Annotated in this window: 19 protein-coding genes; 9 read left to right on the top strand and 10 right to left on the bottom strand. The window is 73.5% G+C overall.

Annotation, left to right across the window (positions count from 1 at the left end):
• Positions 1 to 32 precede the first annotated feature (32 nt).
• Positions 33 to 1505: a S28 family serine protease gene (locus tag ABT403_RS21290; RefSeq protein ID WP_344156441.1), complete on the top strand. Its 1473-nt coding sequence runs from the start codon at positions 33 to 35 to the stop codon at positions 1503 to 1505.
• Between the two features lie 42 nt (positions 1506 to 1547).
• Here ABT403_RS21290 and ABT403_RS21285 read toward each other — a convergent pair whose 3' ends face one another.
• Positions 1548 to 3311, bottom strand: coding sequence for a glycoside hydrolase family 3 protein (locus ABT403_RS21285; protein WP_344156839.1), 1764 nt, complete (start codon positions 3309 to 3311; stop codon positions 1548 to 1550).
• A 55-nt stretch (positions 3312 to 3366) separates the two neighbouring features.
• A complete protein-coding gene (locus ABT403_RS21280; protein ID WP_344156438.1) occupies positions 3367 to 4326 on the bottom strand; it encodes a LysR family transcriptional regulator in 960 nt (319 codons plus the stop codon).
• A 104-nt stretch (positions 4327 to 4430) separates the two neighbouring features.
• On the opposite strand from ABT403_RS21280, the gene ABT403_RS21275 reads away from it, so the two are divergent.
• Positions 4431 to 5357: an EamA family transporter gene (locus ABT403_RS21275; protein WP_344156435.1), complete on the top strand. Its 927-nt coding sequence runs from the start codon at positions 4431 to 4433 to the stop codon at positions 5355 to 5357.
• A 24-nt stretch (positions 5358 to 5381) separates the two neighbouring features.
• Here the strand turns inward: ABT403_RS21275 and ABT403_RS21270 are convergent, their stop codons facing one another.
• The gene (locus ABT403_RS21270; protein WP_344156432.1) at positions 5382 to 5885 is read right to left on the bottom strand and encodes a DUF937 domain-containing protein; all 504 of its coding nucleotides are present in this window, start codon (positions 5883 to 5885) and stop codon (positions 5382 to 5384) included.
• 302 nt (positions 5886 to 6187) lie between these two features.
• On the opposite strand from ABT403_RS21270, the gene recD2 reads away from it, so the two are divergent.
• Together recD2 and ABT403_RS21260 are read left to right on the top strand one after the other, a co-directional pair.
• Positions 6188 to 8434 (top strand): SF1B family DNA helicase RecD2, encoded by a 2247-nt coding sequence (gene recD2, locus ABT403_RS21265; RefSeq protein ID WP_344156429.1) that lies wholly within the window; start codon positions 6188 to 6190, stop codon positions 8432 to 8434.
• A gap of 182 nt (positions 8435 to 8616) precedes the next feature.
• Positions 8617 to 9906 (top strand): citrate synthase, encoded by a 1290-nt coding sequence (locus ABT403_RS21260; protein WP_344156426.1) that lies wholly within the window; start codon positions 8617 to 8619, stop codon positions 9904 to 9906.
• Positions 9907 to 10259: 353 nt separating this feature from the next.
• Here the strand turns inward: ABT403_RS21260 and ABT403_RS21255 are convergent, their stop codons facing one another.
• The gene (locus ABT403_RS21255) at positions 10260 to 12554 is read right to left on the bottom strand and encodes a heavy metal translocating P-type ATPase (RefSeq protein ID WP_344156423.1); all 2295 of its coding nucleotides are present in this window, start codon (positions 12552 to 12554) and stop codon (positions 10260 to 10262) included.
• Between the two features lie 92 nt (positions 12555 to 12646).
• Positions 12647 to 12868, bottom strand: a complete 222-nt coding sequence (locus tag ABT403_RS21250; RefSeq protein WP_344156420.1) for a heavy-metal-associated domain-containing protein — start codon at positions 12866 to 12868, stop codon at positions 12647 to 12649.
• 142 nt (positions 12869 to 13010) lie between these two features.
• On the opposite strand from ABT403_RS21250, the gene ABT403_RS21245 reads away from it, so the two are divergent.
• Positions 13011 to 14234 carry a cation:proton antiporter gene (locus tag ABT403_RS21245; protein WP_344156836.1) on the top strand — a complete coding sequence of 408 codons (1224 nt, stop codon included), beginning with the start codon at positions 13011 to 13013 and terminating at the stop codon, positions 14232 to 14234.
• Between the two features lie 55 nt (positions 14235 to 14289).
• On the opposite strand, the gene ABT403_RS21240 is transcribed toward ABT403_RS21245, so the two are convergent.
• From ABT403_RS21240 to ABT403_RS21230, 3 genes are all read right to left on the bottom strand, one after another.
• The gene (locus ABT403_RS21240; protein ID WP_344156417.1) at positions 14290 to 14490 is read right to left on the bottom strand and encodes a helix-turn-helix transcriptional regulator; all 201 of its coding nucleotides are present in this window, start codon (positions 14488 to 14490) and stop codon (positions 14290 to 14292) included.
• Between the two features lie 242 nt (positions 14491 to 14732).
• Positions 14733 to 15743, bottom strand: a complete 1011-nt coding sequence (locus ABT403_RS21235) for a Gfo/Idh/MocA family protein (RefSeq protein WP_344156414.1) — start codon at positions 15741 to 15743, stop codon at positions 14733 to 14735.
• A 17-nt stretch (positions 15744 to 15760) separates the two neighbouring features.
• Positions 15761 to 16675 carry a sugar phosphate isomerase/epimerase family protein gene (locus ABT403_RS21230; protein WP_344156412.1) on the bottom strand — a complete coding sequence of 305 codons (915 nt, stop codon included), beginning with the start codon at positions 16673 to 16675 and terminating at the stop codon, positions 15761 to 15763.
• A gap of 69 nt (positions 16676 to 16744) precedes the next feature.
• Between ABT403_RS21230 and iolC the strand changes: the two genes are divergently transcribed.
• Genes iolC through ABT403_RS21210 form a run of 4 tightly spaced genes read left to right on the top strand, consistent with a single transcriptional unit; the run spans position 16745 to position 21962 of the window.
• A complete protein-coding gene (iolC, locus tag ABT403_RS21225) occupies positions 16745 to 17731 on the top strand; it encodes a 5-dehydro-2-deoxygluconokinase (protein WP_344156409.1) in 987 nt (328 codons plus the stop codon).
• Between the two features lie 7 nt (positions 17732 to 17738).
• A complete protein-coding gene (iolB, locus tag ABT403_RS21220; protein WP_344156833.1) occupies positions 17739 to 18569 on the top strand; it encodes a 5-deoxy-glucuronate isomerase in 831 nt (276 codons plus the stop codon).
• A complete protein-coding gene (gene iolD, locus ABT403_RS21215; RefSeq protein ID WP_344156406.1) occupies positions 18566 to 20452 on the top strand; it encodes a 3D-(3,5/4)-trihydroxycyclohexane-1,2-dione acylhydrolase (decyclizing) in 1887 nt (628 codons plus the stop codon). Before iolB ends, iolD begins: the two co-directional genes overlap by 4 nt.
• A 10-nt stretch (positions 20453 to 20462) precedes the next feature.
• Positions 20463 to 21962, top strand: a complete 1500-nt coding sequence (locus ABT403_RS21210; RefSeq protein ID WP_344156403.1) for a CoA-acylating methylmalonate-semialdehyde dehydrogenase — start codon at positions 20463 to 20465, stop codon at positions 21960 to 21962.
• A gap of 70 nt (positions 21963 to 22032) precedes the next feature.
• On the opposite strand, the gene ABT403_RS21205 is transcribed toward ABT403_RS21210, so the two are convergent.
• Both ABT403_RS21205 and ABT403_RS21200 read right to left on the bottom strand, forming a co-directional pair.
• The gene (locus ABT403_RS21205) at positions 22033 to 23220 is read right to left on the bottom strand and encodes a hypothetical protein (protein WP_344156400.1); all 1188 of its coding nucleotides are present in this window, start codon (positions 23218 to 23220) and stop codon (positions 22033 to 22035) included.
• A 64-nt stretch (positions 23221 to 23284) separates the two neighbouring features.
• Complete coding sequence (locus tag ABT403_RS21200) at positions 23285 to 24310, bottom strand: WxL protein peptidoglycan domain-containing protein (RefSeq protein WP_344156397.1); 1026 nt, start codon at positions 24308 to 24310, stop codon at positions 23285 to 23287.
• Between the last annotated feature and the right edge of the window lie 67 nt (positions 24311 to 24377).

The raw sequence follows: 24377 nt of genomic DNA, 5'->3' as shown, positions 1-24377 counted from the left end.
GCGACCACCAGTGGACTGAATGGGGAGAGTGCATGCGCAAGACGCTTGGCCGGCTGCTGCCGCTCACGGCGCTCATCGGCGCCCTCGGTGCGACCGGTCTGACGGCTCAGGCGGCCACCGCCGCGGAGCCGGCCGCCGCCGCGCCGACCACCGCCGGGCAGGGCACCACCGCGGACATCAAGGACCGGATCCTCGCCATCCCGGGCATGAGCCTGATCGAGGAGAAGCCCTACCCCGGCTACCGGTTCTTCGTGCTGAACTACGAGCAGCCGATCGACCACCGGCAGCCGTCGAAGGGCACCTTCAAGCAGCGCATCACCCTGCTGCACAAGGACGAGTCCCGGCCGACCGTGTTCTACACCTCCGGCTACAACGTGAACACCAACCCGCGCCGCGCCGAGCCGACGACCATAGTCGACGGCAACCAGGTGTCCATGGAGTATCGATTCTTCAACCCGTCCCGCCCCGACCCGGCGGACTGGTCGAAGCTCGACATCTGGCAGGCCGCCAGCGACCAGCACCGGATCTTCACCGCCCTGAAGAAGATCTACACCAAGAACTGGCTCGCCACCGGCGGCAGCAAGGGCGGGATGACGGCGACGTACTTCGAGCGCTTCTACCCCCGCGACATGGACGGCGTCGTCGCCTACGTCGCGCCCAACGACGTCGTCAACAAGGAGGACTCGGCCTACGACCGGTTCCTGTCCAAGGTCGGCACCAAGGAGTGCCGCGACAAGCTGGCCGCCGTCCAGCGCGAGGCCCTCGTCCGCCGCGAGCCGCTGGAGGCCAAGTACAAGGAGGCCGCCGCCGCGGGCGGCTGGACCTTCAACACCGTCGGCAGCCTGGACAAGGCCTTCGAAGCCGTCGTCCTCGACTACACCTGGGCCTTCTGGCAGTACAGCCTGCTCTCCGACTGCGCCGCGATCCCGGACGCCAGGACCGCGACCGACCAGCAGATCTGGGACAGCGTCGACACCGTCTCCGGCTTCTCGGCCTACACCGACCAGGGCCTGGAGACGTTCACGCCGTACTACTACCAGGCCGGCACCCAGCTCGGCTCGCCCGACATCAAGCAGCCCTGGCTGAAGGACCTGAGCCGCTACGGCTACCAGCCGCCGCGCGACTTCGTCCCGCGCGACATCCCCATGACCTTCCAGCCGGGGGTCATGGCGGACGTGGACAACTGGGTGAAGAACAACGCCCACCAGATGCTGTTCGTGTACGGGCAGAACGACCCGTGGGGCGCCGAGCCCTTCCACATCGGGTACGGGGCGACGGACAGCTACGTGATGATCGCGCCCGGCGCCAACCACGGGGCCAACGTCGCCAAGCTCCAGGACGGCGAGAAGGCCCTGGCCACCGCACGGATCCTGCAGTGGGCCGGAGTGGCCCCCGCCGCGAACGTGTTCGCCACGCAGAAGACCGCCCCGCAGGCCGCCCCGCTCGCCGCCCCGGACCCGGAGCTCGACCGGACCGACCTGCGCCACGACTCCCTGCGGCCCTAGGGACCGTCCGGCGACCCCCGCCGGGCCACGGGCCGGAGTGCGTCAGTACTCCAGCCCGTGGCCCAGCGGGTAGCGGCCCGGGACCGGGACCGGAAGACGGCCGGACGGCCGCTCCGCCCCCGTCAGCACCCGGGCCGCAGCCCGCAGTTCCACGTCCGTCCAGGTGTACGTGGCCAGCTCGGCCGCGCACCGGGGCAGCCGGGCCGGGTCGTACGGATTGCGGATCGCCACCAGCACCACCGGGACGCCCGTCGCGACCAGGTCCGCCACCAGCGTGCGCTGCGGGCTCTCCCCCTCCGGGACGTTGTACGTGCACACCAGCACCGCCGCGTTGCCCGGCGCGGCCGCCACCGCCCGCTCCGGGGGCAGGGCCCGCGCCCGGCAGCCCAGGGCCGTCAGCTCCCGCGCCAGGACCGCCGTCGGGGGTCCCGTCGTACCCGTGGGGGAGGCCGGATCCGCCCCCGTCACCAGCAGCCGGGGCCCCGCCGACGCGTCCAGGGGCAGCAGCCCGGCCGGGTTGGCCAGCAGGGTGGTCGTCCCGGCCGCGACCGCGTCGGCCGCCGCCAGGTGCTCCGCGGTGCCCACCAGCGCGTCCACCCGCTCCTCGTCGGCGTACGGGTCCTCGAACAGGCCCCGGCGGGCCTTGACCTCCAGGATCCGCAGCACCGACTCCTCGATCCGCTCCCGGGTGAGCTCGCCCGAACCGACGGCCGCCAGCACGGCGCGGTACGCCAGCCCCAGGTCGGGCGCGTTCAGCAACTGGTCGCAGCCCGCCTTGAGGGCCAGTACCGGCACCCGCTCGTCCCCGTACTTCTGGCGGACCCCGGCCATGTCGAGGGCGTCGGTCACCACCACCCCCCGGAAGCCGAGGCGTTCGCGCAGGATGCCCGTCACGATCGGCCGCGAGAGGGTCGCCGGGTCCCCCGAGGGATCGAGCGCGGGGAAGACGATGTGCGCCGTCATCACCACGTCCGCGCCCGCCTCGACCGCCGCCCGGAACGGCGGCTCGTCCAGCTCCTCCCACTGCGCGCGGCTGTGCCGCATCACCGGGAGCCCGACGTGGCTGTCGGTCTCGGTGTCCCCGTGCCCCGGGAAGTGCTTCGCCGTCGCCGCCACCCCCGCCCCCTGGTAGCCGTGCACCTGGGCGGCCGCCAGCTCCGCCACCGCGTCCGGGTCGGAGCCGAAGGAGCGCACGCCGATCACCGGGTTGGCCGGGTTCACGTTGACGTCGGCCACCGGCGCGTAGTCCTGCCGGATGCCGAGGGCGGCCAGTTCGGCCCCCGCCACCCGGGCCGCCCGGCGGGCGTCGGCGGCGGAGCCGCCCGCGCCGAGCGCCATCGCCCCGGGCAGCAGGGTCGCGGGGCGGCCGATCCGGGCGACGGCCCCGTGCTCCTGGTCGACGGAGAGCAGCAGCGGGATCCCGGAGCCGGCGGCGGCAGCGGCCCGCTGGAGACCGTTGGAGAGGGCGGCGATCTGGCGCGGGGAGCGGGTGTTGTGCGCCCAGGCGAAGTAGACGATCCCGCCCAGGTGGTAGCGGGCCACCAGTTCGGCGGCGGTGCGCACGCCGAACTGGGCCAGGTTCAGCTCCGCGTCGGCCGGGTCGGGGTCGGTCGCCGAATGCCCGTACGCCCGCGACACGAACAGCTGCCCCACCAGCTCGGGCAGTTCCATCGACGCCACCAGAGCGCGCAGCCCGGCCCGGTCCGGGCGGCGGGCCGGCGGGCCCCCGGGGGAGCGGGGGTCGTCGGGAGTGCGGTGGGAGCCCGTGGCGGAGGCGGCGGCGCCGGCGGCCGTGGCGGCGGCCATGGCCGCGGCGGCGAGCAGGGCCCGGCGGGAGGCGTGGTACGGCACCCCCGGGACCCTACTCCCGCTCCGCGCCCCGCGTCCCCGGGACACTCGGCCCGTCCCCCGGAAGCAGGCCCGCCACGGCCGGCCAGTGCTCCCGGAGGGTGCGGACGGTCTCGGTGATCGCCGGGCGGCGGGACGCGCCCGTCCGCCACAGGGCGTACAACCGGCGTACGGGGACCGGATCCAGGGGGACGGCCACCGCGCCGGGCGGCAGCGGGCCGGTGCCCAGCCGGGGCACCACCGCGATCCCGAGCCCGGCCGCGACCAGGGCGATGATGGTGTGGTTCTCCTCGGCCATGTGCGCGACGTCCGGCTCGAACCCGGCCGTGCGCAGGGTCCGCATCAGCCAGTCGTGGCAGACCCGCCCCGGCGGCTGGCACACCCAGCGCTGGCCGCCGAGGTCCGCCCGGCGGACGAGGCGCCGGGCGGTGAAGGGGTGTCCGGCCGGGACCACCAGGTCGCAGCGGTCGTCCCCGATCAGCGCCTGCTCCACGCCCTCGGGGGCGGGCAGCGGGGCGATGTCCCAGTCGTGGGCCACCGCGAGGTCGGTGACGCCCCGGGCCACCAGGTCCACCGAGAGGTGGGGGTCCACCTCCGTGAGGCGTACGTCGAGCGCCGGATGGCGGGCGGCCAGGTCGGCCAGGACCCCCGGCAGCAGCCCGCGCGCCGCCGAGGCGAAGGCGGCCACCGTCAGCCGTCCGCCGGGCAGCCCGCGCCGCTCCTCCAGGGTGGTCTCGGCCCGCTCCACGATGGCCAGCAACTCCCGGGCGGTCTCGGCCAGGTGGCGGGCCTCCTCGGTGAGGGCGACGCCGCGCCCGCGCCGCTCCAGCAGGGTGGTGCGGGTCTCCCGCTCCAGCTTGCCGATCTGCTGCGAGACGGCGGAGGGGGTGTAGCCGAGGGCGGCGGCCGCGGCGGCCACCGAGCCGTGGACGGAGACGGCGTGCAGGGCGCGCAGCCGGGGCAGGTCGAGCATCCGGCCATCGTAGGGGTGCGGGGCGGGAATCGTAAGGGCTGCTTCATCCATCCCGGAAGACATACGCGCTGGTGCTACATGGTCGGGCGGCCGATGCTCGGAGCATGCGTCCCGTACACACCGCTCTCGCCGTACTCGTCGCCGCCGTCTGGGGGTTCAACTTCGTCGTCATCCAGATCGGGCTCGGCCACTTCCCGCCGCTGCTGCTGTCGGCGCTGCGCTTCCTCGTCGCCGCACTGCCCGCCGTGTTCTTCGTGGGGCGGCCCAAGGTCGCCTGGAAGTGGATCGTCGGGGTGGGGGTGGCCCTGGGCATCGCCAAGTTCGGGCTGCTGTTCACGGGGATGGCCGCCGGGATGCCGGCCGGGCTGTCCTCGCTGGTGCTCCAGATCCAGGCGGTGTTCACCGCCGTGCTGGCCGCCGCCGTGCTGCGGGAGCGGCCCGGGCCGGTGCGGCTGCTGGGCATGGCCGTGGCGCTCGCCGGGATCGCCGTCGCGGCCGTGGAGACGGGCCTGTCCGGTCCGGCGACCGGGTTCACCCTGGTCGTGGCGGCCGCCGCCTGCTGGGGCGTGTCCAACGTGCTCACCCGCAAGGCCGCCCCGCCCGACGCGCTGAACTTCATGGTGTGGGTGTGCACGGTGCCGGTGGTCCCGCTGTCCGCCCTGTCGCTGCTGGTGGAGGGCCCCGCACGGGACCTGGCCGCGCTGCGCGCCCTGGACTGGTCCGGGGTGGCCGTCATCGGCTACGTCGCCTGGGTGTCGACGGTGTTCGGCTTCGGCGCCTGGGGCTACCTGCTGCGCCGCTACCCGGCCTCCGCCGTGGCGCCGTTCTCGCTGCTGGTGCCGGTGTTCGGGATGTCCTCGGCCGCGCTGGCGCTCGGGGAGCCGGTCTCGGGGCCGCGCTGGCTGGCGGCGGTGCTGCTGGTGGGCGGGGTGGGCCTGACCTCGCTGGCCCCGGCGGGCGGCCGGCGGGGCGCGGCGGCCGCCGCGGGGGCGGCCGCCGGTCCCGGTGCGGTGGGGGCGGCCCGTCCCTAGGGCCTGTCGTGGGCCGGGCTGCCGTTACTTCTTGCCGCCGCCGAGGATCGAGCCCAGCAGGTCGCCGAGGCCTCCGGCGCCCTCCGTGGGTGCCCCGGCAGCGGGTGCGCCCTTGTTCGCGGCGGCGCGCTTGGCGAGGACGGCCAGCACGACCGGGATCAGCATCTCGATGACCCGGGAGACGGTCGGGGCGGGGATGCCCGTCTTCTTCGACACCGCGTTGGCCACCGGGGTGCTCACCTTGGCGAGCACCCCGGCCATCATCCCGCCGCCGAGCAGCCCGCCGAGGCCGCCGCCGAGGGTGGCCACGCCCTGGAGGGGCGGCTGCGCCACCTCGGCGAAGGCCTGGCGGACCTCGTCGTCGCCGCCCTCGGCCTTCTCCTGGAGGCCGCCGGTCATCGCGCCGACCGTGTGCGCGACGGTCTCGCGGGCCCCGTCGGCGTCGGTGCCGATCAGACCGGCGATCTCCTGGAGCTTGTCGTCGCCGAGCTCCTGCATCACGTCGTCCTGGAAGGAAGATTCGCTCATGCCTGGAACGCTACGTGTGCCCGGATTTATCGGCATCTCAGAGCGACCTCCGGGCCACCGTCGGTAATGGAAAGGTAAAGCTGTGATTCCGCATGCAACCCTCCGGACCGGTCGCGGGTCGTATGGTGCGTCGGGACTTCCGGGAGGGGATCCGGGGGGATCGGGAAGTCCGGCGAGGGAGGGGTAACCGTGAGGGGGTCCGGCCGTGAGGCCGGACCCCCTTTCGTTTCTCCACAGCCCGCCCCGCGGGCGGTTGTCCACAGGCCCGGCGGGCTGTCGGCGGGGGACGGTAGCGTCGTGCCATGGCGAACAACGGGGCGGTGCAACTTGCGGTGGTCGAGGGGGTGCTGGAGCGCATCACCTACGCCAACGAGGAGAGCGGCTACACGGTCGCCCGGGTCGACACGGGCCGGGGGTCCGGCGATCTGCTGACCGTCGTCGGCTCGCTGCTCGGCGCGCAGCCCGGCGAGTCCCTGCGGATGGAGGGCCGCTGGGGCTCCCACCCGCAGTACGGCAGACAGTTCAGCGTCGAGAACTACTCGACGGTCCTGCCCGCCACCATCCAGGGCATCCGGCGCTACCTGGGCTCCGGCCTGATCAAGGGCATCGGCCCGAGGATCGCCGACCGGATCGTGGAGCACTTCGGCCTCGACACCCTCGACGTCATCGAGGACGAGCCGAAGCGGCTGATCGAGGTACCGGGCCTGGGGCCCAAGCGGACGAAGCTGATCGGCGCCGCCTGGGAGGAGCAGAAGGCCATCAAGGAGGTCATGGTCTTCCTCCAGGGCGTCGGGGTCTCCACCTCCATCGCCGTCCGCATCTACAAGAAGTACGGGGACGCCTCCATCTCGGTGGTGCGCAACCAGCCCTACCGGCTCGCCGCCGACGTCTGGGGCATCGGCTTCCTCACCGCCGACCGCATCGCCCAGGCCGTCGGCATCCCGCACGACAGCCCCGAGCGGGTCAAGGCCGGGCTCCAGTACGCCCTGTCCCAGTCCGCCGACCAGGGGCACTGCTTCCTCCCGCAGGAGCGGCTCATCGCCGACGGGGTCAAGCTGCTCCAGGTGGACACCGGGCTGGTCATCGACTGCCTGGCCGAGCTCGCCGCCGATCCGGAGGGAGTCGTACGGGAGTCCGTGCCCGACCCCCAGGGCGGCCCCGACCCCCTCACCGCCGTCTACCTCGTCCCCTTCCACCGGGCCGAACTGTCGCTGGTGGGCCAGGTCCGCCGGCTGCTGAACGCCGAGGAGGACCGGATGCCCGGCTTCCGGGACGTGGACTGGGAGAAGGCCCTCGGCTGGCTGGCGGCGCGCACCGGGGCCGCGCTCGCCCCCGAGCAGCGGGACGCGGTCCGGCTGGCGCTGACCCGCCGGGTCGCCGTCCTCACCGGCGGGCCGGGCTGCGGGAAGTCCTTCACCGTCCGCTCCATCGTGGAGCTGGCCCGGGCCAAGAAGGCCAAGGTGGTGCTGGCCGCCCCCACCGGCCGGGCGGCGAAGCGGCTGTCCGAGCTCACCGGCGCCGAGGCCTCCACCGTGCACCGGCTGCTGGAGCTCAAACCGGGCGGGGACGCCGCCTACGACCGGGACCGGCCGCTGGACGCCGACCTGGTCGTGGTCGACGAGGCCTCCATGCTGGACCTGCTGCTCGCCAACAAGCTGGTCAAGGCCGTGGCCCCGGGAGCGCACCTGCTGCTGGTCGGCGATGTGGACCAGCTGCCCTCGGTCGGCGCGGGCGAGGTGCTGCGCGACCTGCTCGCCGAGGGCGGGCCGGTGCCCGCCGTCCGGCTCACCCGGATCTTCCGGCAGGCCCAGCAGTCGGGCGTGGTCACCAACGCCCACCGCATCAACACCGGGGCGCCGCCGATCACCGACGGCCTGCCGGACTTCTTCCTCTTCCCGGAGGAGGACACCGAGGCGGCCGGCGTCCTCGCGGTGGATGTCGCGGCCCGCCGGATCCCCGCCAGATTCGGGCTCGACCCGCGCCGCGACGTCCAGGTGCTGGCGCCCATGCACCGGGGACCGGCCGGCGCGGGCCACCTCAACGGGCTCCTCCAGCAGGCCATCACCCCTGCCAGGCCGGACCTGCCCGAGAAGCGGTTCGGCGGCAGGGTCTTCAGAGTAGGTGACAAAGTCACCCAGATCAGGAACAACTATGAGAAAGGCGCCAATGGCGTCTTCAACGGCACCGTCGGCGTGGTGACCGCTATCGACGTGGACGAGCAGCGCTTGACGGTCCGTACGGAGGAGGACGAGGAGGTGGGGTACGAGTTCGCGGAGCTGGACGAGCTGGCCCACGCCTACGCCGTCACCATCCATCGCTCCCAGGGGAGTGAATATCCGGCGGTCGTGATCCCGGTCACGACCGGCGCTTGGATGATGCTCCAGCGGAACCTGCTCTACACCGCTGTGACCAGGGCGAAGAAACTGGTCGTGCTCGTCGGGTCGCGCAAGGCCCTCGGCCAGGCCGTGCGGACGGTTTCCGCAGGCAGGAGGTTCACGGCGGTCGCCGCCAGGCTCGCCGGACGTATACCGGTGGGAAACATCACCTAGATGATCGATCATTTGGGTTCCCACAAGCCCCGCGGGCAGGGCAGGATGTGCAGGTTGACGGCACTCAGTGCCGTCAAAAAGACCAAAGGCCGACCCCGAGTGCACTCTCCTGCGCCAAATGGGGGAAGGTAGAGGCAGTCAGGGCACCTCGAAGAAGAGGCACTACGTCGGTGAGGGATGACGTGAGCGACAACTCTGTAGTACTCCGGTACGCGGACGGCGAATACACCTACCCGGTGATCGAGAGCACCGTCGGTGACCAGGGCTTCGACATCGCGAAGCTGAGGGCCCAGACCGGGCTCGTCACTCTGGACAGCGGCTACGGCAACACCGCCGCCTACAAGTCCGCGATTACCTACCTCGACGGTGAGCAGGGCATCCTGCGCTACCGCGGCTACCCGATCGAGCAGCTGGCGGAGCGCTCGACCTTCATCGAGGTCGCCTACCTCCTGATCAACGGTGAGCTGCCGACCGTCGACCAGCTCGCGTCGTTCCGCAACGAGATCACCCAGCACACCCTGCTGCACGAGGACGTCAAGCGGTTCTACGACGGCTTCCCGCGCGACGCCCACCCGATGGCCATGCTGTCGTCGGTCGTCAGCGCGCTGTCCACCTTCTACCAGGACAGCCACAACCCGTTCGACGAGAAGCAGCGCAACCTCTCGACGATCCGCCTGCTGGCCAAGCTCCCGACGATCGCGGCCTACGCGTACAAGAAGTCGGTCGGCCACCCGGTGGTCTACCCGCGTAACGACCTCGGTTACGTCGAGAACTTCCTGCGCATGACCTTCTCCGTGCCGGCCCAGGAGTACGAGCTCGACCCGGTCGTGGTCTCCGCGCTCGACAAGCTGCTGATCCTGCACGCGGACCACGAGCAGAACTGCTCGACCTCCACCGTGCGCCTCGTCGGCTCCTCGCAGGCGAACATGTTCGCCTCGATCTCCGCCGGCATCTCGGCCCTGTGGGGCCCGCTGCACGGTGGCGCCAACCAGTCCGTCCTGGAGATGCTCGAGGGCATCAAGAAGGACGGCGGCGACGTCGACGCCTTCATCCGCAAGGTGAAGAACAAGGAGGACGGCGTCCGCCTGATGGGCTTCGGGCACCGCGTCTACAAGAGCTTCGACCCCCGGGCGAAGATCATCAAGGCGGCGGCGCACGACGTCCTCTCGGCGCTCGGCAAGAGCGACGAGCTGCTGGACATCGCGCTCAAGCTGGAGGAGCACGCGCTCGCCGACGAGTACTTCGTCTCGCGCAACCTCTACCCGAACGTGGACTTCTACACCGGTCTGATCTACCGGGCCATGGGCTTCCCGACCGAGATGTTCACCGTGCTGTTCGCGCTCGGCCGCCTGCCCGGCTGGATCGCCCAGTGGCACGAGATGATCAAGGAGCCCGGCTCCCGCATCGGCCGCCCGCGCCAGATCTACACCGGCGAGGTCCTGCGCGACTTCGTCCCGGTCGAGGCCCGCTGAACCTGAGCCCCAAGGGCCCGGAGACGCGAAAAGCGCCCCGCCGTCGATCCCCCCACGGGTCGACGGTCGGGGCGCTTTCCTTTCCCCGGCGGCGGATTCCCCCCACGGGACCCGCGCCGGGGTGTCGGTGTGTGCCGGGACCCGTTCGGGTCGGGAGGGCCGCTCAAAGCTTCCCGAGGGCACGCGTCCCGGCCGGCGAATGCCGCGGACGTCCCCCAAGACCTCCGTGAAACATCCCCCAAGATGTTTCTGGCATCGCCCCATTAGACCCGGGACGACCCCGGATGGTTACGTTGGCATCACTGTGATCTGCGTCTCCAGTGAAGGATCTGTGGAGGCCACGGGGAGGGTCCCTACCGGAACGAGCGCAGCCGCAGGCTGTTGGTCACCACGAAGACCGACGAGAAGGCCATCGCGGCCCCCGCGATCATCGGGTTGAGCAGGCCCGCCGCCGCCAGCGGCAGCGCCGCCACGTTGTAGCCGAAGGCCCAGAACAGGTTGCCCTTGATGGTGGCCAGGGTCCGGCGCGAGAGCCGGATGGCGTCGGCCGCCGCCCGCAGGTCTCCGCGTACGAGGGTCAGGTCGCCGGCCTCGATGGCGGCGTCGGTGCCGGTGCCCATGGCCAGGCCCAGGTCGGCCTGGGCCAGGGCGGCCGCGTCGTTGACACCGTCGCCCACCATGGCGACCGTACGGCCCCGGGCCTGGAGCCGCTTGACCACCTCGGCCTTGTCCTGCGGCAGCACCTCGGCGATCACCTCGTCGATGCCCACCTCGCGGGCCACCGTCTCGGCCACCGCCCGGTTGTCGCCGGTCAGCAGGACCGGGGTCAGGCCGAGGGCCCGCAGCCGGGCCACGGCTTCGGCGCTGGTGGGTTTCACGGCGTCGGCCACGGTCAGCAGGCCGCGGGCCTCGCCGTCCCAGGCGACCAGCACCGCCGTGCTCCCGGCGGCCTCGGCCGCTTCCCGGACCCCGGCGAGGCCGTCCGGCAGGGTGATCCCCCGCTCGGCCAGCAGCCGTTCGCGCCCCACGAGGACGGAGCGGCCCTCGACCACGCCCCGCACACCCAGCCCCGCGAGGTTCTCGAAGGACTGCGGTGCCTGGAAGGACTCGGGGACCGGCAGCCCGCCCTCCGCCGCCGTCGCCTCGGCGGCCCCGGCGGCGACGGCCCGGGCGATGGGGTGCTCGGAGGCGTGCTCCAGGGCCCCGGCGAGCCGCAGCAGTTCCTTCTCGTCGACGCCGTCGGCGGGGTACACCCCGGACAGGGCCATCCGGCCGGTGGTCACCGTCCCGGTCTTGTCCAGGACGACGGTGTCCACCGCGCGGGTGGACTCCAGTACCTCCGGCCCCTTGATCAGGATGCCCAGCTGGGCGCCCCGCCCGGTGCCGACCATGAGGGCGGTCGGGGTGGCCAGGCCCAGCGCGCAGGGGCAGGCGATGATCAGGACGGCCACGGCGGCGGTGAAGGCGGCGGTGGCGTCGTCGGTGATCAGCAGCCAGGTGACCCAGGTGCCGAGCGCGAGCAGCAGGACGACGGGGACGAAGACGCCGGAGATCCGGTCGGCGAGCCGCTGCACCTCGGCCTTGCCGTTCTGCGCCTCCTCGACCATCTTGGCCATCCGGGCCAGCTGGGTGTCGGCCCCGATCCGGGTGGCCTCCACGACGAGCCGGCCGGAGGCGTTGACCGTGGCGCCGGTGACCGGGTCGCCGACCGTGACCTCGACGGGGACGGACTCGCCGGTCAGCATCGAGGCGTCCACGGCGGAGGAGCCCTCGACGACCCTGCCGTCGGTGGCGATCTTCTCCCCGGGCCGGACGACGAACCGGTCGCCCGCCGCGAGGGCGCCCACGGGGATCCGGACCTCCCGGCCGCCCCGCAGGACGGTCACGTCCTTGGCGCCCAGCTCCAGCAGGGCCCGCAGGGCCGCGCCCGCCGTCCGCTTGGAGCGGGCCTCCAGGTAGCGGCCGAGCAGGATGAAGGTGACGACCCCCGCCGCGACCTCCAGGTAGAGGGCGGAGGAGCCGTCGGCGCGGGTGACGGTCAGGTCGAAGCCGTGCCGCATGCCGGTCATGCCCGCATGACCGAAGAACAGGGCCCACAGGGACCAGACGTAGGCGGCCAGCGTGCCCACCGAGACCAGGGTGTCCATGGTCGCGGCGCCGTGCCGGGCGTTGGTCCAGGCGGCCCGGTGGAAGGGGAGGGCGCCCCAGACCGCGACCGGGGACGCGAGGGTCAGGCAGAGCCACTGCCAGTTGTCGAACTGGAGGGTGGGCACCATCGAGAGCAGGACGACGGGCAGGGCCAGGGCGGCGGAGACCAGCAGCCGCTGCCGGAGCGCGGCGAGCGCGGGGTCGGCCTCCGCCCCGGGGCGGGGGTCCGGTCCGTCGGCGGGCCCGGGCGCGGGCTCCGGCGGCGGGGGCTCCTCGGCCGTGTATCCGGTCCTGACCACGGTGGCGATCAGGTCGGCCACCCCGACGCCGTCCCCGTAGGAGACGCGGGCCTTCTCGGTGGCGTAGTTGACCGTGGCGCTGACCCCGTCCATCCGGTTCAGCTTCTTCTCGATGCGGGCCGCGCAGGAGGCGCAGGTCATTCCTCCGATGGTCAGCTCGACCTCGGTTATGGGCCCCTCGTGCACTGTGCTGCTGCTCATGTCCCGCTCCGGGGGAAGGGCCGGGCCGCACGGTCCAGTCGGGGGCTGGCGGGTACGGCCCGGCGGGGTACTGCGGAAGGAAGGGGGCGGGCTCAGACCTGGCCGGCGAGCTCGTAGCCGGCCTCGTCCACGGCGGCGCGGACGTCGTCCTCGGCGAGCGGGGTGGCGGACACCACGGTGACCTCGCCGGTGGAGGCGACGGCCTTGACGGAGGTGACGCCCGGCAGGGCGGTCAGCTCGGCGGTCACGGCGCCCTCGCAGTGCCCGCAGGTCATTCCGGTGACCTTGTACACGGTTTCCGTCACGGCGGTCATGTCGTTCTCCTATCAGGGGGTGTCTCTCTCTATCAGAGACTATACCCCTAGGGGGTATTGACTCGTCATCCGGCCGGCCACCGGTGGCCGTCTACCGCTCCTCCGGTGGACAAGATCGGCCGACCGTATGTAAATGGCGCACATGGGGCATTCGGTGACGCTCATTCTCATCATGGCCGCCGCCGTGCTCGCACCGCTGCTGGCCTACGGTGTGGCGCGCTTTCTCCCCGTCCCGCTGGTGATCTTCGAGATCCTGCTCGGCGTCCTCATCGGCCCGGACGTACTCGGCTGGGCGAACACCGGCGAGGTGATCGACACGCTGAGCCAGCTGGGCCTGGCGATGCTGATCTTCCTGGCCGGCTACGAGATCCGGTTCGACCAGGTCAAGGGGGACACCCTCAACCGTGCCGTGGCGGCCTGGCTGGCCTCGCTCGCGCTCGGGCTGGCCGTCGGCACCCTCCTCGCCCACGGCGGCGGCTTCGGCAAGGGCGTCTACGTCGGCACCGCGCTCACCAGCACCGCCCTCGGCGCGATCCTGCCGATGCTGCGCGACGCGGGCGACCTCGGGAGCCGCTTCGGGACCGTGACCATGGCCGTGGGCTCGGTCGGCGAGTTCGGGCCGGTCATCGCCATGGCCCTGCTGCTCAGCGGCCGGGCGCCCGGCCGCTCGGCGGCCCTGCTGGCCGCCTTCGCGGTGCTCACGGCGGCGGCGGTCTTCTGGGCGCTGCGGCCCAGGCCGCCCTGGTTCGCGAAGGTCGTCGCCAAGACCCTGCACAGCAGCGCCCAGTTCGCGGTACGGCTGGTCGCGCTGATGCTCGTGGCGATGCTGGGGCTGGCCCAGGCGCTCGGGCTCGACATCCTCCTCGGCGCCTTCGCCGCCGGGCTGCTCACCCGGCTGGTGCTCGACGGGGCCTCGCCCGAGAGCGGTGAGGAGGTGCTCGCGAAGGTGGAGGCGATGGGCTTCGGCTTCCTCGTCCCGCTGTTCTACGTGGTCACCGGGGTCCAGTTCGATCTGAAGGCCCTGCTCGACGGCGGCCGGCCGCTGCTCCTGCTGCCCGTCTTCCTGCTGCTGTTCCTGCTGGTGCGCGGGCTCCCGATCCGGCTGCTGGCCCCGCGCGACCTGGGCGGACGGGACCGCTCGGCGCTGGTGCTGTTCGGCTCGACCGCGCTGCCGCTGGTGGTGGCGATCACCACCCTCGGGGTGCAGGACGGCCAGGTCGAGCCGGGGGAGGCGGCGGCGCTGGTGGGGGCCGGGATGGTGTCGGTGCTGGTCTTCCCGCTGCTCGCGCTGCGGCTGCGCGGCCGGGCCGGCGCCGCGCGGGGGAGCGCGGCGGCCGAACGCGCGGGGGCGTCGGAATCCTGGTGAGGGGCGGCGGGGGCGGGTACGGGACCCGCCCCGGCGCCGCCGGTCGCCGCCGGGGTCACTCCTCACGCCGTCCGCGGTTGCCGGGGCGGCGGGCCACCCAGGTGCGGATGGTGTCCGCGTACCAGTAGGGCTTGCCGCCCTCCACGTGGTCGGGGGCCGGGAGCAGTCCGTGCTTGCGGTAGGAGCGCACCGTGTCCGGCTGGACCCGGATGTGGGCGGCGATCTCCTTGTACGACCACAGCTGCCGGTCGCTCATCCACGACACCTCCTCGTCCACGCCCCGGGGCCGGCCGGGAGGCCGTCGGGGGAGCCGGCGCGCGGACACTGACGATCACTCGCTTTGTGCCCGGAGAACGACGTCGGGTGAGGGCCGGGGAGCGGCTGTGGACCGCCTGTGACGGAAAACCCGCGTGATGCGGACATGCGTGACACGGGCGCGACTCCCGTGACGCGCGCGGCACAGGAGTCACGCGTTGCACCCGGGACGCCGGCGGTGGCTCAGCGGTAGAGCTCCGGCCGCTCCACCAGCCGCACCTCGGTCCGCACGCCGCTGCGCGCCGCCGCCAGCCCCGCCTCCGAGACGGCGGCGGCCGCGTACCCGTCCCAGGCATCGGGGCCGTCCACCCGCCCCCGTGCGGCCGCCGCCACCCAGCGCCGCACCTGGCGGTCGTAGGCGTCGGCGAACCGGGTGGTGAAGTCCTGGGTGATCTCCCCGCCCCACCGGCCGCCCGACTGGACCACCATCGCGTGCCCGTCCCCGATGGAGGCGCTGCCCGACTCCCCGACCGCCTCGCACCGCACCTGGTAGCCGAACCCGCAGTTGACGAAGATCTCCACGTCCACGAGGGCCCCGCCCGAGGTCTCCAGCAGCACCAGGCGCGGGTCGCGCAGCCCCTCGGGCGCGGCCGAGGACGGCGCCGGCGAGAACACCGTCACGGCCGTGACCTCCTGGCCCAGCAGCCAGCGGGCCGCGTCCACCTCGTGCACCACCGAATCGCTGATCAGCATGTCGCTGGTGAAGAAGGACGGCGAGGAGGCGTTGCGGTGGCGGCAGTGCAGGAAGAGGGGCCGGCCGATACCGCCCCCGTCCAGCAGCTCCTTGAGCCGCTCGTACTCGGCGTCGAACCGCCGCATGAACCCCACCTGCACCAGCCGCCGACCCACCCGCCGCTCCGCCTCCAGCACCCGCAGGGCCCCCTCCGGGTCCGGGGTCAGCGGCTTCTCGCAGAGCACCGGCAACTCCCGCTCCAGGGCGTGCAGAATCGCTTCCTCGTGGGCGGGCCCCGGCGAGGCGATCAGCACGGCGTCCACCCCCGGAGCCGCTATCGCCGCCGCCGGATCCGTGAACGCGGCCGCGCCCTCCAGCCGCGCCGCGACCGCCTTGACCCGGTCCCCGTCCGGATCGGCGACGGCCACCACCCGCGCCCCGCCGACCGTGTCGCCGATCCGCCGGACGTGGTCGGCGCCCATCTTCCCGGTGCCGATGACGGCGATGCCGAGCGTGTTCATGCGTGTCTTCCTCCGGATCAGCGGGCGCCACAGGAGCGCAGGTAGGCGCGGGTGCGCCGGGCGATGGGCAGGGGACGGTCCGGCGGGCACGGGTACATGTCCTGCTCCACGATCGCGAACAGCTCCACCCCGAGCCGCTGCGCCGCCGCCAGTACGGGCTCCAGCGCGGGCACCCCCGACGGCGGCTCGCACATCACCCCGCGCCCCACGGCCGGCCCGAACGGGATCCCGTCCGCCACCACTTCGGCGAGGATCCGCGGGTCCACCTGCTTGAGGTGCAGGTAGCCGATCCGCTCGCCGAACGTCTCGATCGCCTCGACGCTGTCCCCGCCGCAGTACGCGTAGTGCCCGGTGTCCAGGCACAGCGACACCAGCTCCGGGTCGGTGGCGTCCAGGAACCGGGCCACGTTCTCCGGGGTGTCGACGTGGGTGTCCGCGTGCGGGTGGACCACGATCCGCAGCCCGTACCGCTCCCGGACCTCCCGGCCCAGGCGCTCGGTCTGGGTGGTCAGTTCACGCCACTGAGCGGGAGTGAGGACCGGGTCCTCCAGCATTCCGCCCGTCTTGTCGTCGCGCCAGAACGAGGGGATGACCACCAGGTGCTCCGCCCCCGTGTCCCGGGTGAGCGCGGCGATCCGCGACACGTGCGCCCAGGTCTCCTCCCAGACGGCGGGTCCGTGATGGAGTCCGGTGAAGACGGTGCCGGCGGACACCCGCAGGCCCCGCTTCGCGGTCTCGTCGGCGAGCCGGGCCGCGTCGGTGGGCAGGTAGCCGTAGGGACCGAGCTCGATCCACTCGTACCCGGCGTCGGCCACCTCGTCGAGGAACCGGTCCCAGGGGACCTGGAGCGGATCCCGCGGGAACCAGACACCCCAGGAGTCCGGAGCCGAACCGACGCGGATACGGGTCAACGCGGGCGGGGAGGAGGTCATGACGGCCACCTTAGGGTGCGAGTTCCGAGGGGAGAGGGAGGACGAGTGGGAGAGGCAGGAGCACCCGGCGTGACCACGGGGGGCGCAGGGAGCGGGGCCGGGGACGGCACCGCGTACGACCTCATCACGATGGGGCGGATCGGGGTGGATCTCTACCCGCTGAAGACCGGGGTACCGCTCGCGGAGGCGGACACCTTCGGCAAGTTCCTCGGCGGCTCCCCGGCGAACGTCGCCGTGGCCGCCGCCCGGCTCGGGCGGCGCACGGCCGTGATCAGCCGCACCGGCGCGGACCCCTTCGGGGCGTATCTGCGCGACGAGCTGCGGGAGTTCGGGGTCGACCCCCGGTGGGTGGGCGAGGTGGCGCGCTACCCGACGCCCATCACCTTCTGCGAGGTCTTCCCGCCGGACCGCTTTCCGCTCTACTTCTACCGGCTCCCGAAGGCCCCCGACCTGGAGATCGAGCCGGACGAGATCGACCGGGAGGCGGTGCGGGCGGCCCGCGTCTTCTGGATGACCGGTACGGGACTCAGCGCCGAGCCGAGCCGAGCCGCGACGCTGGCCGCGCTGGAGGCCCGCTCGAAGTCCGGCACCACCGTCTTCGACCTCGACTGGAGGCCGACGCTGTGGGACGACGGCCCGCCGCGGCCCTGGTACGCGCGGGCGCTCGCGCTGGCGACGGTGGCCGTCGGCAACACCGAGGAGTGCGAGGTCGCCACCGGCGAGAGCGAGCCGTACGCGGCCGCACGGGCGCTGCTCGCGGCCGGGGTGGAGCTGGCGGTGGTCAAACGGGGCCCGGAGGGGGTGCTGGCCGTCCACCGCGGCGGGACGGCGGTGGAGGTGGCGCCGGTGCCGGTGACGGTGGTCAACGGGCTCGGCGCCGGCGACGCGTTCGGCGGGGCCCTGTGCCACGGGCTGCTGGCGGGCTGGGAACTGGAGCGGGTGCTGCGGTACGCGAACGCGGCGGGGGCGATCGTGGCCTCGCGGCTGGCCTGTTCGACGGCGATGCCGTTCGCGCACGAGGTGGAGGAGGTGCTGGGCGGTGCCGGTGCTGTCTGAGACGGGGATGGAGTACACCCGGCTGGTGGTCCTGGAGCTGGCGCCGGGCGAGGGGTTCGCGCACGCGTGCGGGGAGGCGGAGTGGATCGTCCTCCCGCTGACCGGCGCCTGCGAGGTCCGCTGCGCGGAGCCCGCGGGGACGTTCCGGCTGAGCGGACGGGGCTCGGTGTTCGACGGGCCGAGCGACTTCGCGTACCTGCCCCGGGACGCCCACGCCCACGTGACCAGCGCCGGAGGCGGCCGGTTCGCGCTCGTCGGGGCGCGGTGCGAGCGCCGCCTCGCACCGCGCTACGGCCCCGCCGACGCCGTACCCGTCGAGCTCCGCGGCGCGGGTCCGTGCTCGCGCCAGGTGCACAACTTCGCCGCCGCCGACGCCTTCGACTGCGACCGGCTCATCGCCGTCGAGGTGCTCACCCCCGGCGGGAACTGGTCCTCGTACCCGCCCCACAAGCACGACGAGCACCACCCGGGCGAGGAATCACGCCTGGAGGAGATCTACTTCTACGAGATCGCCCCGCACGACGGCATCCCCGGCGTCGGCTACCAGCGCGTGACGCCCTCGCCCGCCGGGAAGACCGACGTGCTCGCCGAGGTCCGCACGGGTGACGTCGTCCTCATCCCCGACGGCTGGCACGGCCCCTCCATCGCGGCGCCCGGCCACGACATGTACTACCTGAACGTGATGGCCGGCCCGGACGCGACGCGGGAGTGGCTGATCCGCGACCATCCCGACCACGCGTGGATTCGCCGGACGTGGGCGGGGCAGGAAGTCGATCCCAGGCTCCCGCTGAACCGGCCCGCACCCCCCGCCCCCCGTCCCGTGGAGGAGACCCCGTGACCGCCCCGCACAGCGTCCGGCTGACCACCGCCCAGGCGCTCGTACGGTTCCTGAGCCGCCAGTACACCGAACGCGACGGCCGCCGGCAGCGGCTGATCGCCGCCACTTGGGGGATCTTCGGGCACGGCAACGTCGCCGGGATCGGGCAGGCCCTGCTGGAGAGCGGTCCCGGGGCCATGCCCTTCCTCCAGGGACGCAACGAACAGGCCATGGTGCACGCCGCCGTCGGGTACGCCCGCCAGCGCGGGCGGCTGTCGGCGCACGCCGTGACCACCTCCATCGGGCCCGGCGCCACCAACCTCGTCACCGGGGCCGCCCTCGCCACCGTCAACCGGATCCCCGTGCTCCTGCTGCCCGGCGACACCTTCGCGACCCGGCCCGCCGACCCGGTGCTCCAGCAGCTGGAGGTCCCCTACGCGGGCGACGTCTCCGTCAACGACACCCTGCGGCCCGTCTCCCGGTACTTCGACCGGATCACCCGGCCCGAGGCCCTGGTTCCGGCGGCCCTCCAGGCGATGCGGGTGCTCACCGACCCCGTCCAGACCGGCGCCGTCACCCTCGCGCTGCCGCAGGACGTGCAGGCCGAGGCGTACGACTGGCCCGAGGAGTTCTTCGCGGAGCGGGTGTGGCGCGTGCGCCGCCCCCGCCCCGACACCGCCGGGCTGCGGGCCGCCGCCGACGCCGTACGGGAGGCCCGCCGGCCCCTGATGATCGTCGGCGGCGGCATCCGCCACAGCGGGGCCGAGGAGGCGCTGAGGGCCTTCGCCGGGGCCACCGGGATCCCCGTCGCCGCCACCCAGGCCGGCAAGGGCGCCCTGCGCCACGACCACCCGGCCGAGGTGGGCGCCGTCGGGCACACCGGCACCGCCACCGCCGACGACCTGGCCCGCGCCGCCGACCTGGTCATCGCGGCCGGGACCCGGCTGACGGACTTCACCACCGCCTCCTCGACCCTCTTCCAGGACCCGGGCGTGCGGTTCCTCGGCCTCAACCTCGACCCGTACGACGCCCACAAACAGGCCGCCCTCCCGCTGGTCGCGGACGCCCGCGAGGGCCTGGACGCCCTGCGCGAGGAGCTGGCGGGCCACCGCGTGGACCCTGCGTACGAACGGACGTACCGGCGCGCGAAGGCCTACTGGGAGGCCCTGGTCGACCAGGCCTTCCACGCCTCCGACGAGGACGCCGTCCCCACCCAGGCCCAGGTGCTCGGCGCCCTGGACGCCCTCGTCGACGACACCGACGTGATCGTCAACGCCGCCGGCTCGCTCCCGGGCGACCTGCACCGCCTCTGGCGGACCCGCTCCCCGGACCAGTACCACGTCGAGTACGGGTACTCCTGCATGGGATACGAGATCCCGGGCGCCCTCGGCGTGGCCCTGGCGGCGCCCGGCCGGCCGGTGTGGGCGCTCGTCGGCGACGGCTCGTACCTGATGAACCCGACGGAGCTGGTCACCGCCGTCCAGGAGGGCGTCCCGCTCAAGGTGGTCGTCCTCGACAACCACGGCTACGCCTCCATCGGCGGGCTCTCCGGCGCGGTCGGCGGCGAGGGCTTCGGCACGGCGTACCGGTTCCGGGGGCCGGACGGCGGATACACCGGGGACCCCCTTCCGGTGGACCTCGCGGCCAACGCCGCCTCCCTCGGCATGGCCGTGATCCGCACCCGCACCATCGGTGACCTGCGAAAAGCCCTGGCCGAGGCGCGCGGGTCCGACCGTCCCACATGTGTCTACGCACAGACCCGAACACCCGACACTGTGTCGGGCCCACCCCCGGCACAGGCGTGGTGGGATGTTCCCGTGGCCGAGACCGCGACCCGTGCGTCGGCGGCCCGGGCCCGCGAAGAGTACGACCGGCAAGCCGCGCAGCGACGTCGCCATCTGTGAAGGAGCAAGCATGAAGACCGTCAACCACTGGATCGGTGGCAAGACCGTCGAGGGCGCGTCGGGCAACTACGGCCCGGTGACCGACCCGGCCACCGGCGAGGTCACCACGCAGGTCGCCCTGGCCTCCGCCGCCGAGGTCGACGCCGCCGTGCAGGTCGCCAAGGAGGCCTTCCTGTCCTGGGGCCAGTCCTCGCTGGCCGCCCGCACCAAGGTGCTGTTCGCCTACCGCGCCCTGCTGGACGCCAACCGCGACGCGATCGCCGAGCTGATCACCGCCGAGCACGGCAAGGTGCACTCGGACGCGCTGGGCGAGGTCGCGCGCGGCCTGGAGATCGTCGAGCTGGCCTGCGGGATCACCACGCAGCTCAAGGGCGAGCTGTCCACGTCCGTGTCGAACCGCGTGGACGTGGCCGCCATCCGCCAGCCGCTCGGCGTGGTCGCGGGCATCACCCCGTTCAACTTCCCGGCGATGGTGCCGATGTGGATGTTCCCGCTGGCCGTCGCCTGCGGCAACACCTTCATCCTCAAGCCGAGCGAGAAGGACCCGTCGGCCGCCAACAAGCTGGCCGAACTGGCCACCGAGGCCGGTCTCCCGGCGGGCGTGCTGAACGTCGTCCACGGTGACAAGGTCGCCGTCGACGCCCTGCTCTCCCACCCGGACGTCGCCGCCGTCTCCTTCGTCGGCTCCACGCCGATCGCCCGCCACATCCACACCACCGCCTCCGCCAACGGCAAGCGCGTCCAGGCCCTGGGCGGCGCCAAGAACCACATGCTGGTGCTGCCGGACGCCGACCTCGACGCCGCCGCCGACGCGGCCGTCTCCGCCGCCTACGGCTCGGCCGGCGAGCGCTGCATGGCCATCTCGGCGGTCGTGGCCGTCGGCGCCATCGGCGACGCCCTCGTGGAGAAGATCCGCGAGCGCGCCGAGAAGATCAAGATCGGCCCCGGCAACGACCCGGCGTCCGAGATGGGCCCGCTGATCACCGCCGCCCACCGCGACAAGGTCGCCTCGTACGTCAAGGGCGCCGCCGACCAGGGCGCGGAGGTCGTCCTCGACGGCACCGGCTACACGGTCGAGGGCCACGAGAACGGCCACTGGATCGGCCTGTCCCTCCTGGACCACGTCAAGACCGACTCCGACGCCTACCGCGACGAGATCTTCGGCCCCGTGCTGTGCGTGCTGCGCGCCGAGACCTACGAGGAGGGCGTGGCCCTCATCAACGCCTCGCCGTTCGGCAACGGCACCGCCATCTTCACCCGGGACGGCGGCGCGGCCCGCCGCTTCCAGCTGGAGATCCAGGCCGGCATGGTCGGCGTCAACGTGCCGATCCCGGTCCCGGTGGGCTACCACTCCTTCGGCGGCTGGAAGGACTCGCTCTTCGGCGACCACCACATCTACGGCAACGACGGCGTCCACTTCTACACGCGCGGCAAGGTCGTCACCACCCGCTGGCCCGACCCGTCCGAGGACCACGCGGGCGTCGACCTCGGCTTCCCCCGCAACCACTGACGCCGTCTTTCCCCGAGCGGCGGGAACCCCCGGCCCACCCTCACCGGCCGGGGGTTCCCGCCGTGCGCGGTCAGAGGCGGGACCAGACGTCCGCCGCCGCCGTCGCCGACCAGAGGGCGTCCCCGTGGCCGTAGCCGGGGACGACGCCGAAGCGGACGCGGTCGTTGCCCGCCGCCCGGATCAGCTCCGCGCCGTGCGGTTCGTCGCCCCGGCCCAGCTCGGTGTTGATCCAGACCACCTCCGCGCGGATCCGCTCCCAGCCGATCCGGTACGTCTTCCCGTCGCCCGCCCAGACCGCCGCGAGATCGCGCATCAGGGCCGTCGGCACCAGCCCGCTGCCCAGCGCGGAGGTCGCCGCGTGCCAGGTCTCCAGGGTGGTGTGGGTGAGGGAGAAACGGTCCTCCGCCGGGGTCGCGCCGAAGGCGTAGCCGCCCGCGGCATGCCCCTCGCGGTAGATCCGGTTCGCCGGGCCGGGCAGGTCTGCGGTGCGGACCAGCGCGAAGTGCGCCAGCCCGGCGTGGGTGAAGCGCCGCTCCGGGTCCGGGGGCCAGGGCACGGCGGAGGGGCCCGAGGGGTCGGACACCGCGCGGGCCACCAGCGCCGCGAGGCCCGGGTCGGCGGCGTGGACACCCCGCGCGAGCTGCTCCTCGTACACCTCCCGCAGCTCGGCCGCCCGCAGCGCCGCCTCCCCGGTGTACGGGCCGGTGGTGTCCAGGACGAGCACCCGGCGCAGCCGCTCGGAGGGGTCGTGGGAGGCCGCGTCGAGGGCCAGGGCGCCGCCGGCGGAGTGGCCGGCGTACGTGTAGGGCAGGCCCAGGACGGAGTCCAGCGCGGCCACCACCCCGGCCAGGTCCCGGCGGTGGGCGGCGAGCCCCAGGTCGGCGGGCAGGGCGTCGGCGCCCGTGGCGGCGTCCTCGCGCGGGGTGACCCCGACGACCAGCAGGCCCCGGTGGAGCAGGTGTCCGGCCAGGCTCCCGCCGCCGGGGGCGAAGCCCCGGTGCTCCGTGTGGAAGGCGGCCGTGAAGTTCAGGCCGCCGCCGGGCAGCAGGTACGCGATCCCGTGCGGGGGCCGCGCCGCGTCCGCGAGGACGTCCACCGTCAGCGGCGCCGGGCCGCCGTCCTCGATCGGGAGGGTCAGCCGTATCCAGCCGTCCCCGGGCAGGTAGGCGGCCGTCCCGCTGCTCAGGGCGCGCTCGACACGGGTCAGCAGGCCCACCCCCGCGAGGGCGGGCTCCGGCTCGCGGCGCTGTTCTTCCATCGGTCATGCCTCCCCGTCGCGGTGATGGCCGAATGCCGTCACCCCCCGGGGACACCCTCGCCGGTCAGCGGGCCCGCGCCAAGTCCGGTACGGGTTCCGCTTCGTGCCGGGCCACCCGTCGGCGCCGCAGCGCCACGAGGACGGCGACACCCGCCCCCACCAGCAGCAGGAGCGCGCCCAGCGCGGGCCAGGGGACGGCGAGGAAGGCCGTGCCCGCCTCGGAGCCGACGTCGGGATAGGCCGGGGCGCTCACCGTCACCTTGACGTTCACCCGGTCCAACTGGGGCGAATCCGGCCACGGTTCGGTCAGTACGATCCGCTGGCCGGGCAGCAGCGCCTGCCGGGGGGCGCGGGCGGGCAGGTCCAGCACCCGGCGCCCGAACAGGCCCCGCGCCGACACCGCCACCTTCGGCTCGAGCACCGCGTTGCCCCGGTTGACCAGGGTGTAGGTGATGGTGGCGTGGGCGTCCTTGGTCCAGGGCAGCAGCGGGGCGCCCCGGCTGACCCGTACGTCCTCCACGCTCACGGCCGGGGTCAGCGGCCCCGGCACCCTCAGGTACAGCCGGGCGCCCACCTGGCGCTTCACGCCGACCTGGACCTTGCCCTCCCGCTGGATCCCCTCGATCTCCGTGTTCTGCGCGACGATCCCGCCCACGTGGTCGCCGGGGGAGGCGTCCTGGGGGACGCGGACGGTGAACGGGATGTCCTTGCGGCCCTTGGGCGGGACGGTGACGGTGCCCGCGGCCTCCGGCCCCAGCGCGATCCAGGCCCCCACGTCCCGGGGCTTCGTCTCGGCGGGCAGCAGGGCGAAGGCACCGCCCGAGGGTGTGTTCATCGCGTCGGTGGCGAAGACCCGGAAGGTCAGCTCCCGGCCGGAGGAGTTCAGGATCGTCACGCTGTCGGTGACGGCGGCTCCGGCCGGCCCCTGGTGGAAGAAGTACGCCCGGTCGGTCATCGCCGCACCGGCCGGCGGGGTCGGGAACACCCCCCAGGTGCCGTTGTCCGCGGCCGCGGACAGGCGGGCGGGGAGCAGCAGCAGTCCGCACAGGCCGAGGAGGAGGGTGCGGAGGACGGTCGCGCGGCATCGCATGGGCGGTCTTCTCCAGGGGTGCGGCGGGAGAGCGGGGAGGGGTGGTGCGGCGCCCGGGCGCCGCACC

The organism is Streptomyces sp. NPDC000075, from assembly GCF_040301925.1.
GTDB lineage: Bacteria > Actinomycetota > Actinomycetes > Streptomycetales > Streptomycetaceae > Streptomyces > Streptomyces polychromogenes.
Note: the sequence above shows the minus strand (reverse complement) of the source record. Positions and strands in the feature narration are given on the sequence as shown.

Bases quoted from the DNA above. Each gene is read 5' to 3' on its own strand.
- ABT403_RS21290 (WP_344156441.1), top strand. From the start codon at position 33: ATGCGCAAGACGCTTGGCCGGCTGCTGCCGCTCACGGCGCTCATCGGC.
- ABT403_RS21285 (WP_344156839.1), bottom strand. From the start codon at position 3,311: ATGGCCGCCGCCACGGCCGCCGGCGCCGCCGCCTCCGCCACGGGCTCC.
- ABT403_RS21235 (WP_344156414.1), bottom strand. From the start codon at position 15,743: ATGAACACGCTCGGCATCGCCGTCATCGGCACCGGGAAGATGGGCGCC.
- recD2 (WP_344156429.1), top strand. From the start codon at position 6,188: ATGGCGAACAACGGGGCGGTGCAACTTGCGGTGGTCGAGGGGGTGCTG.
- ABT403_RS21245 (WP_344156836.1), top strand. From the start codon at position 13,011: ATGGGGCATTCGGTGACGCTCATTCTCATCATGGCCGCCGCCGTGCTC.
- ABT403_RS21250 (WP_344156420.1), bottom strand. From the start codon at position 12,868: ATGACCGCCGTGACGGAAACCGTGTACAAGGTCACCGGAATGACCTGC.
- ABT403_RS21200 (WP_344156397.1), bottom strand. From the start codon at position 24,310: ATGCGATGCCGCGCGACCGTCCTCCGCACCCTCCTCCTCGGCCTGTGC.
- ABT403_RS21270 (WP_344156432.1), bottom strand. From the start codon at position 5,885: ATGAGCGAATCTTCCTTCCAGGACGACGTGATGCAGGAGCTCGGCGAC.
- iolB (WP_344156833.1), top strand. From the start codon at position 17,739: ATGGAGTACACCCGGCTGGTGGTCCTGGAGCTGGCGCCGGGCGAGGGG.
- ABT403_RS21210 (WP_344156403.1), top strand. From the start codon at position 20,463: ATGAAGACCGTCAACCACTGGATCGGTGGCAAGACCGTCGAGGGCGCG.
- ABT403_RS21240 (WP_344156417.1), bottom strand. From the start codon at position 14,490: ATGAGCGACCGGCAGCTGTGGTCGTACAAGGAGATCGCCGCCCACATC.
- ABT403_RS21230 (WP_344156412.1), bottom strand. From the start codon at position 16,675: ATGACCTCCTCCCCGCCCGCGTTGACCCGTATCCGCGTCGGTTCGGCT.
- ABT403_RS21255 (WP_344156423.1), bottom strand. From the start codon at position 12,554: ATGAGCAGCAGCACAGTGCACGAGGGGCCCATAACCGAGGTCGAGCTG.
- ABT403_RS21280 (WP_344156438.1), bottom strand. From the start codon at position 4,326: ATGCTCGACCTGCCCCGGCTGCGCGCCCTGCACGCCGTCTCCGTCCAC.
- ABT403_RS21205 (WP_344156400.1), bottom strand. From the start codon at position 23,220: ATGGAAGAACAGCGCCGCGAGCCGGAGCCCGCCCTCGCGGGGGTGGGC.
- ABT403_RS21275 (WP_344156435.1), top strand. From the start codon at position 4,431: ATGCGTCCCGTACACACCGCTCTCGCCGTACTCGTCGCCGCCGTCTGG.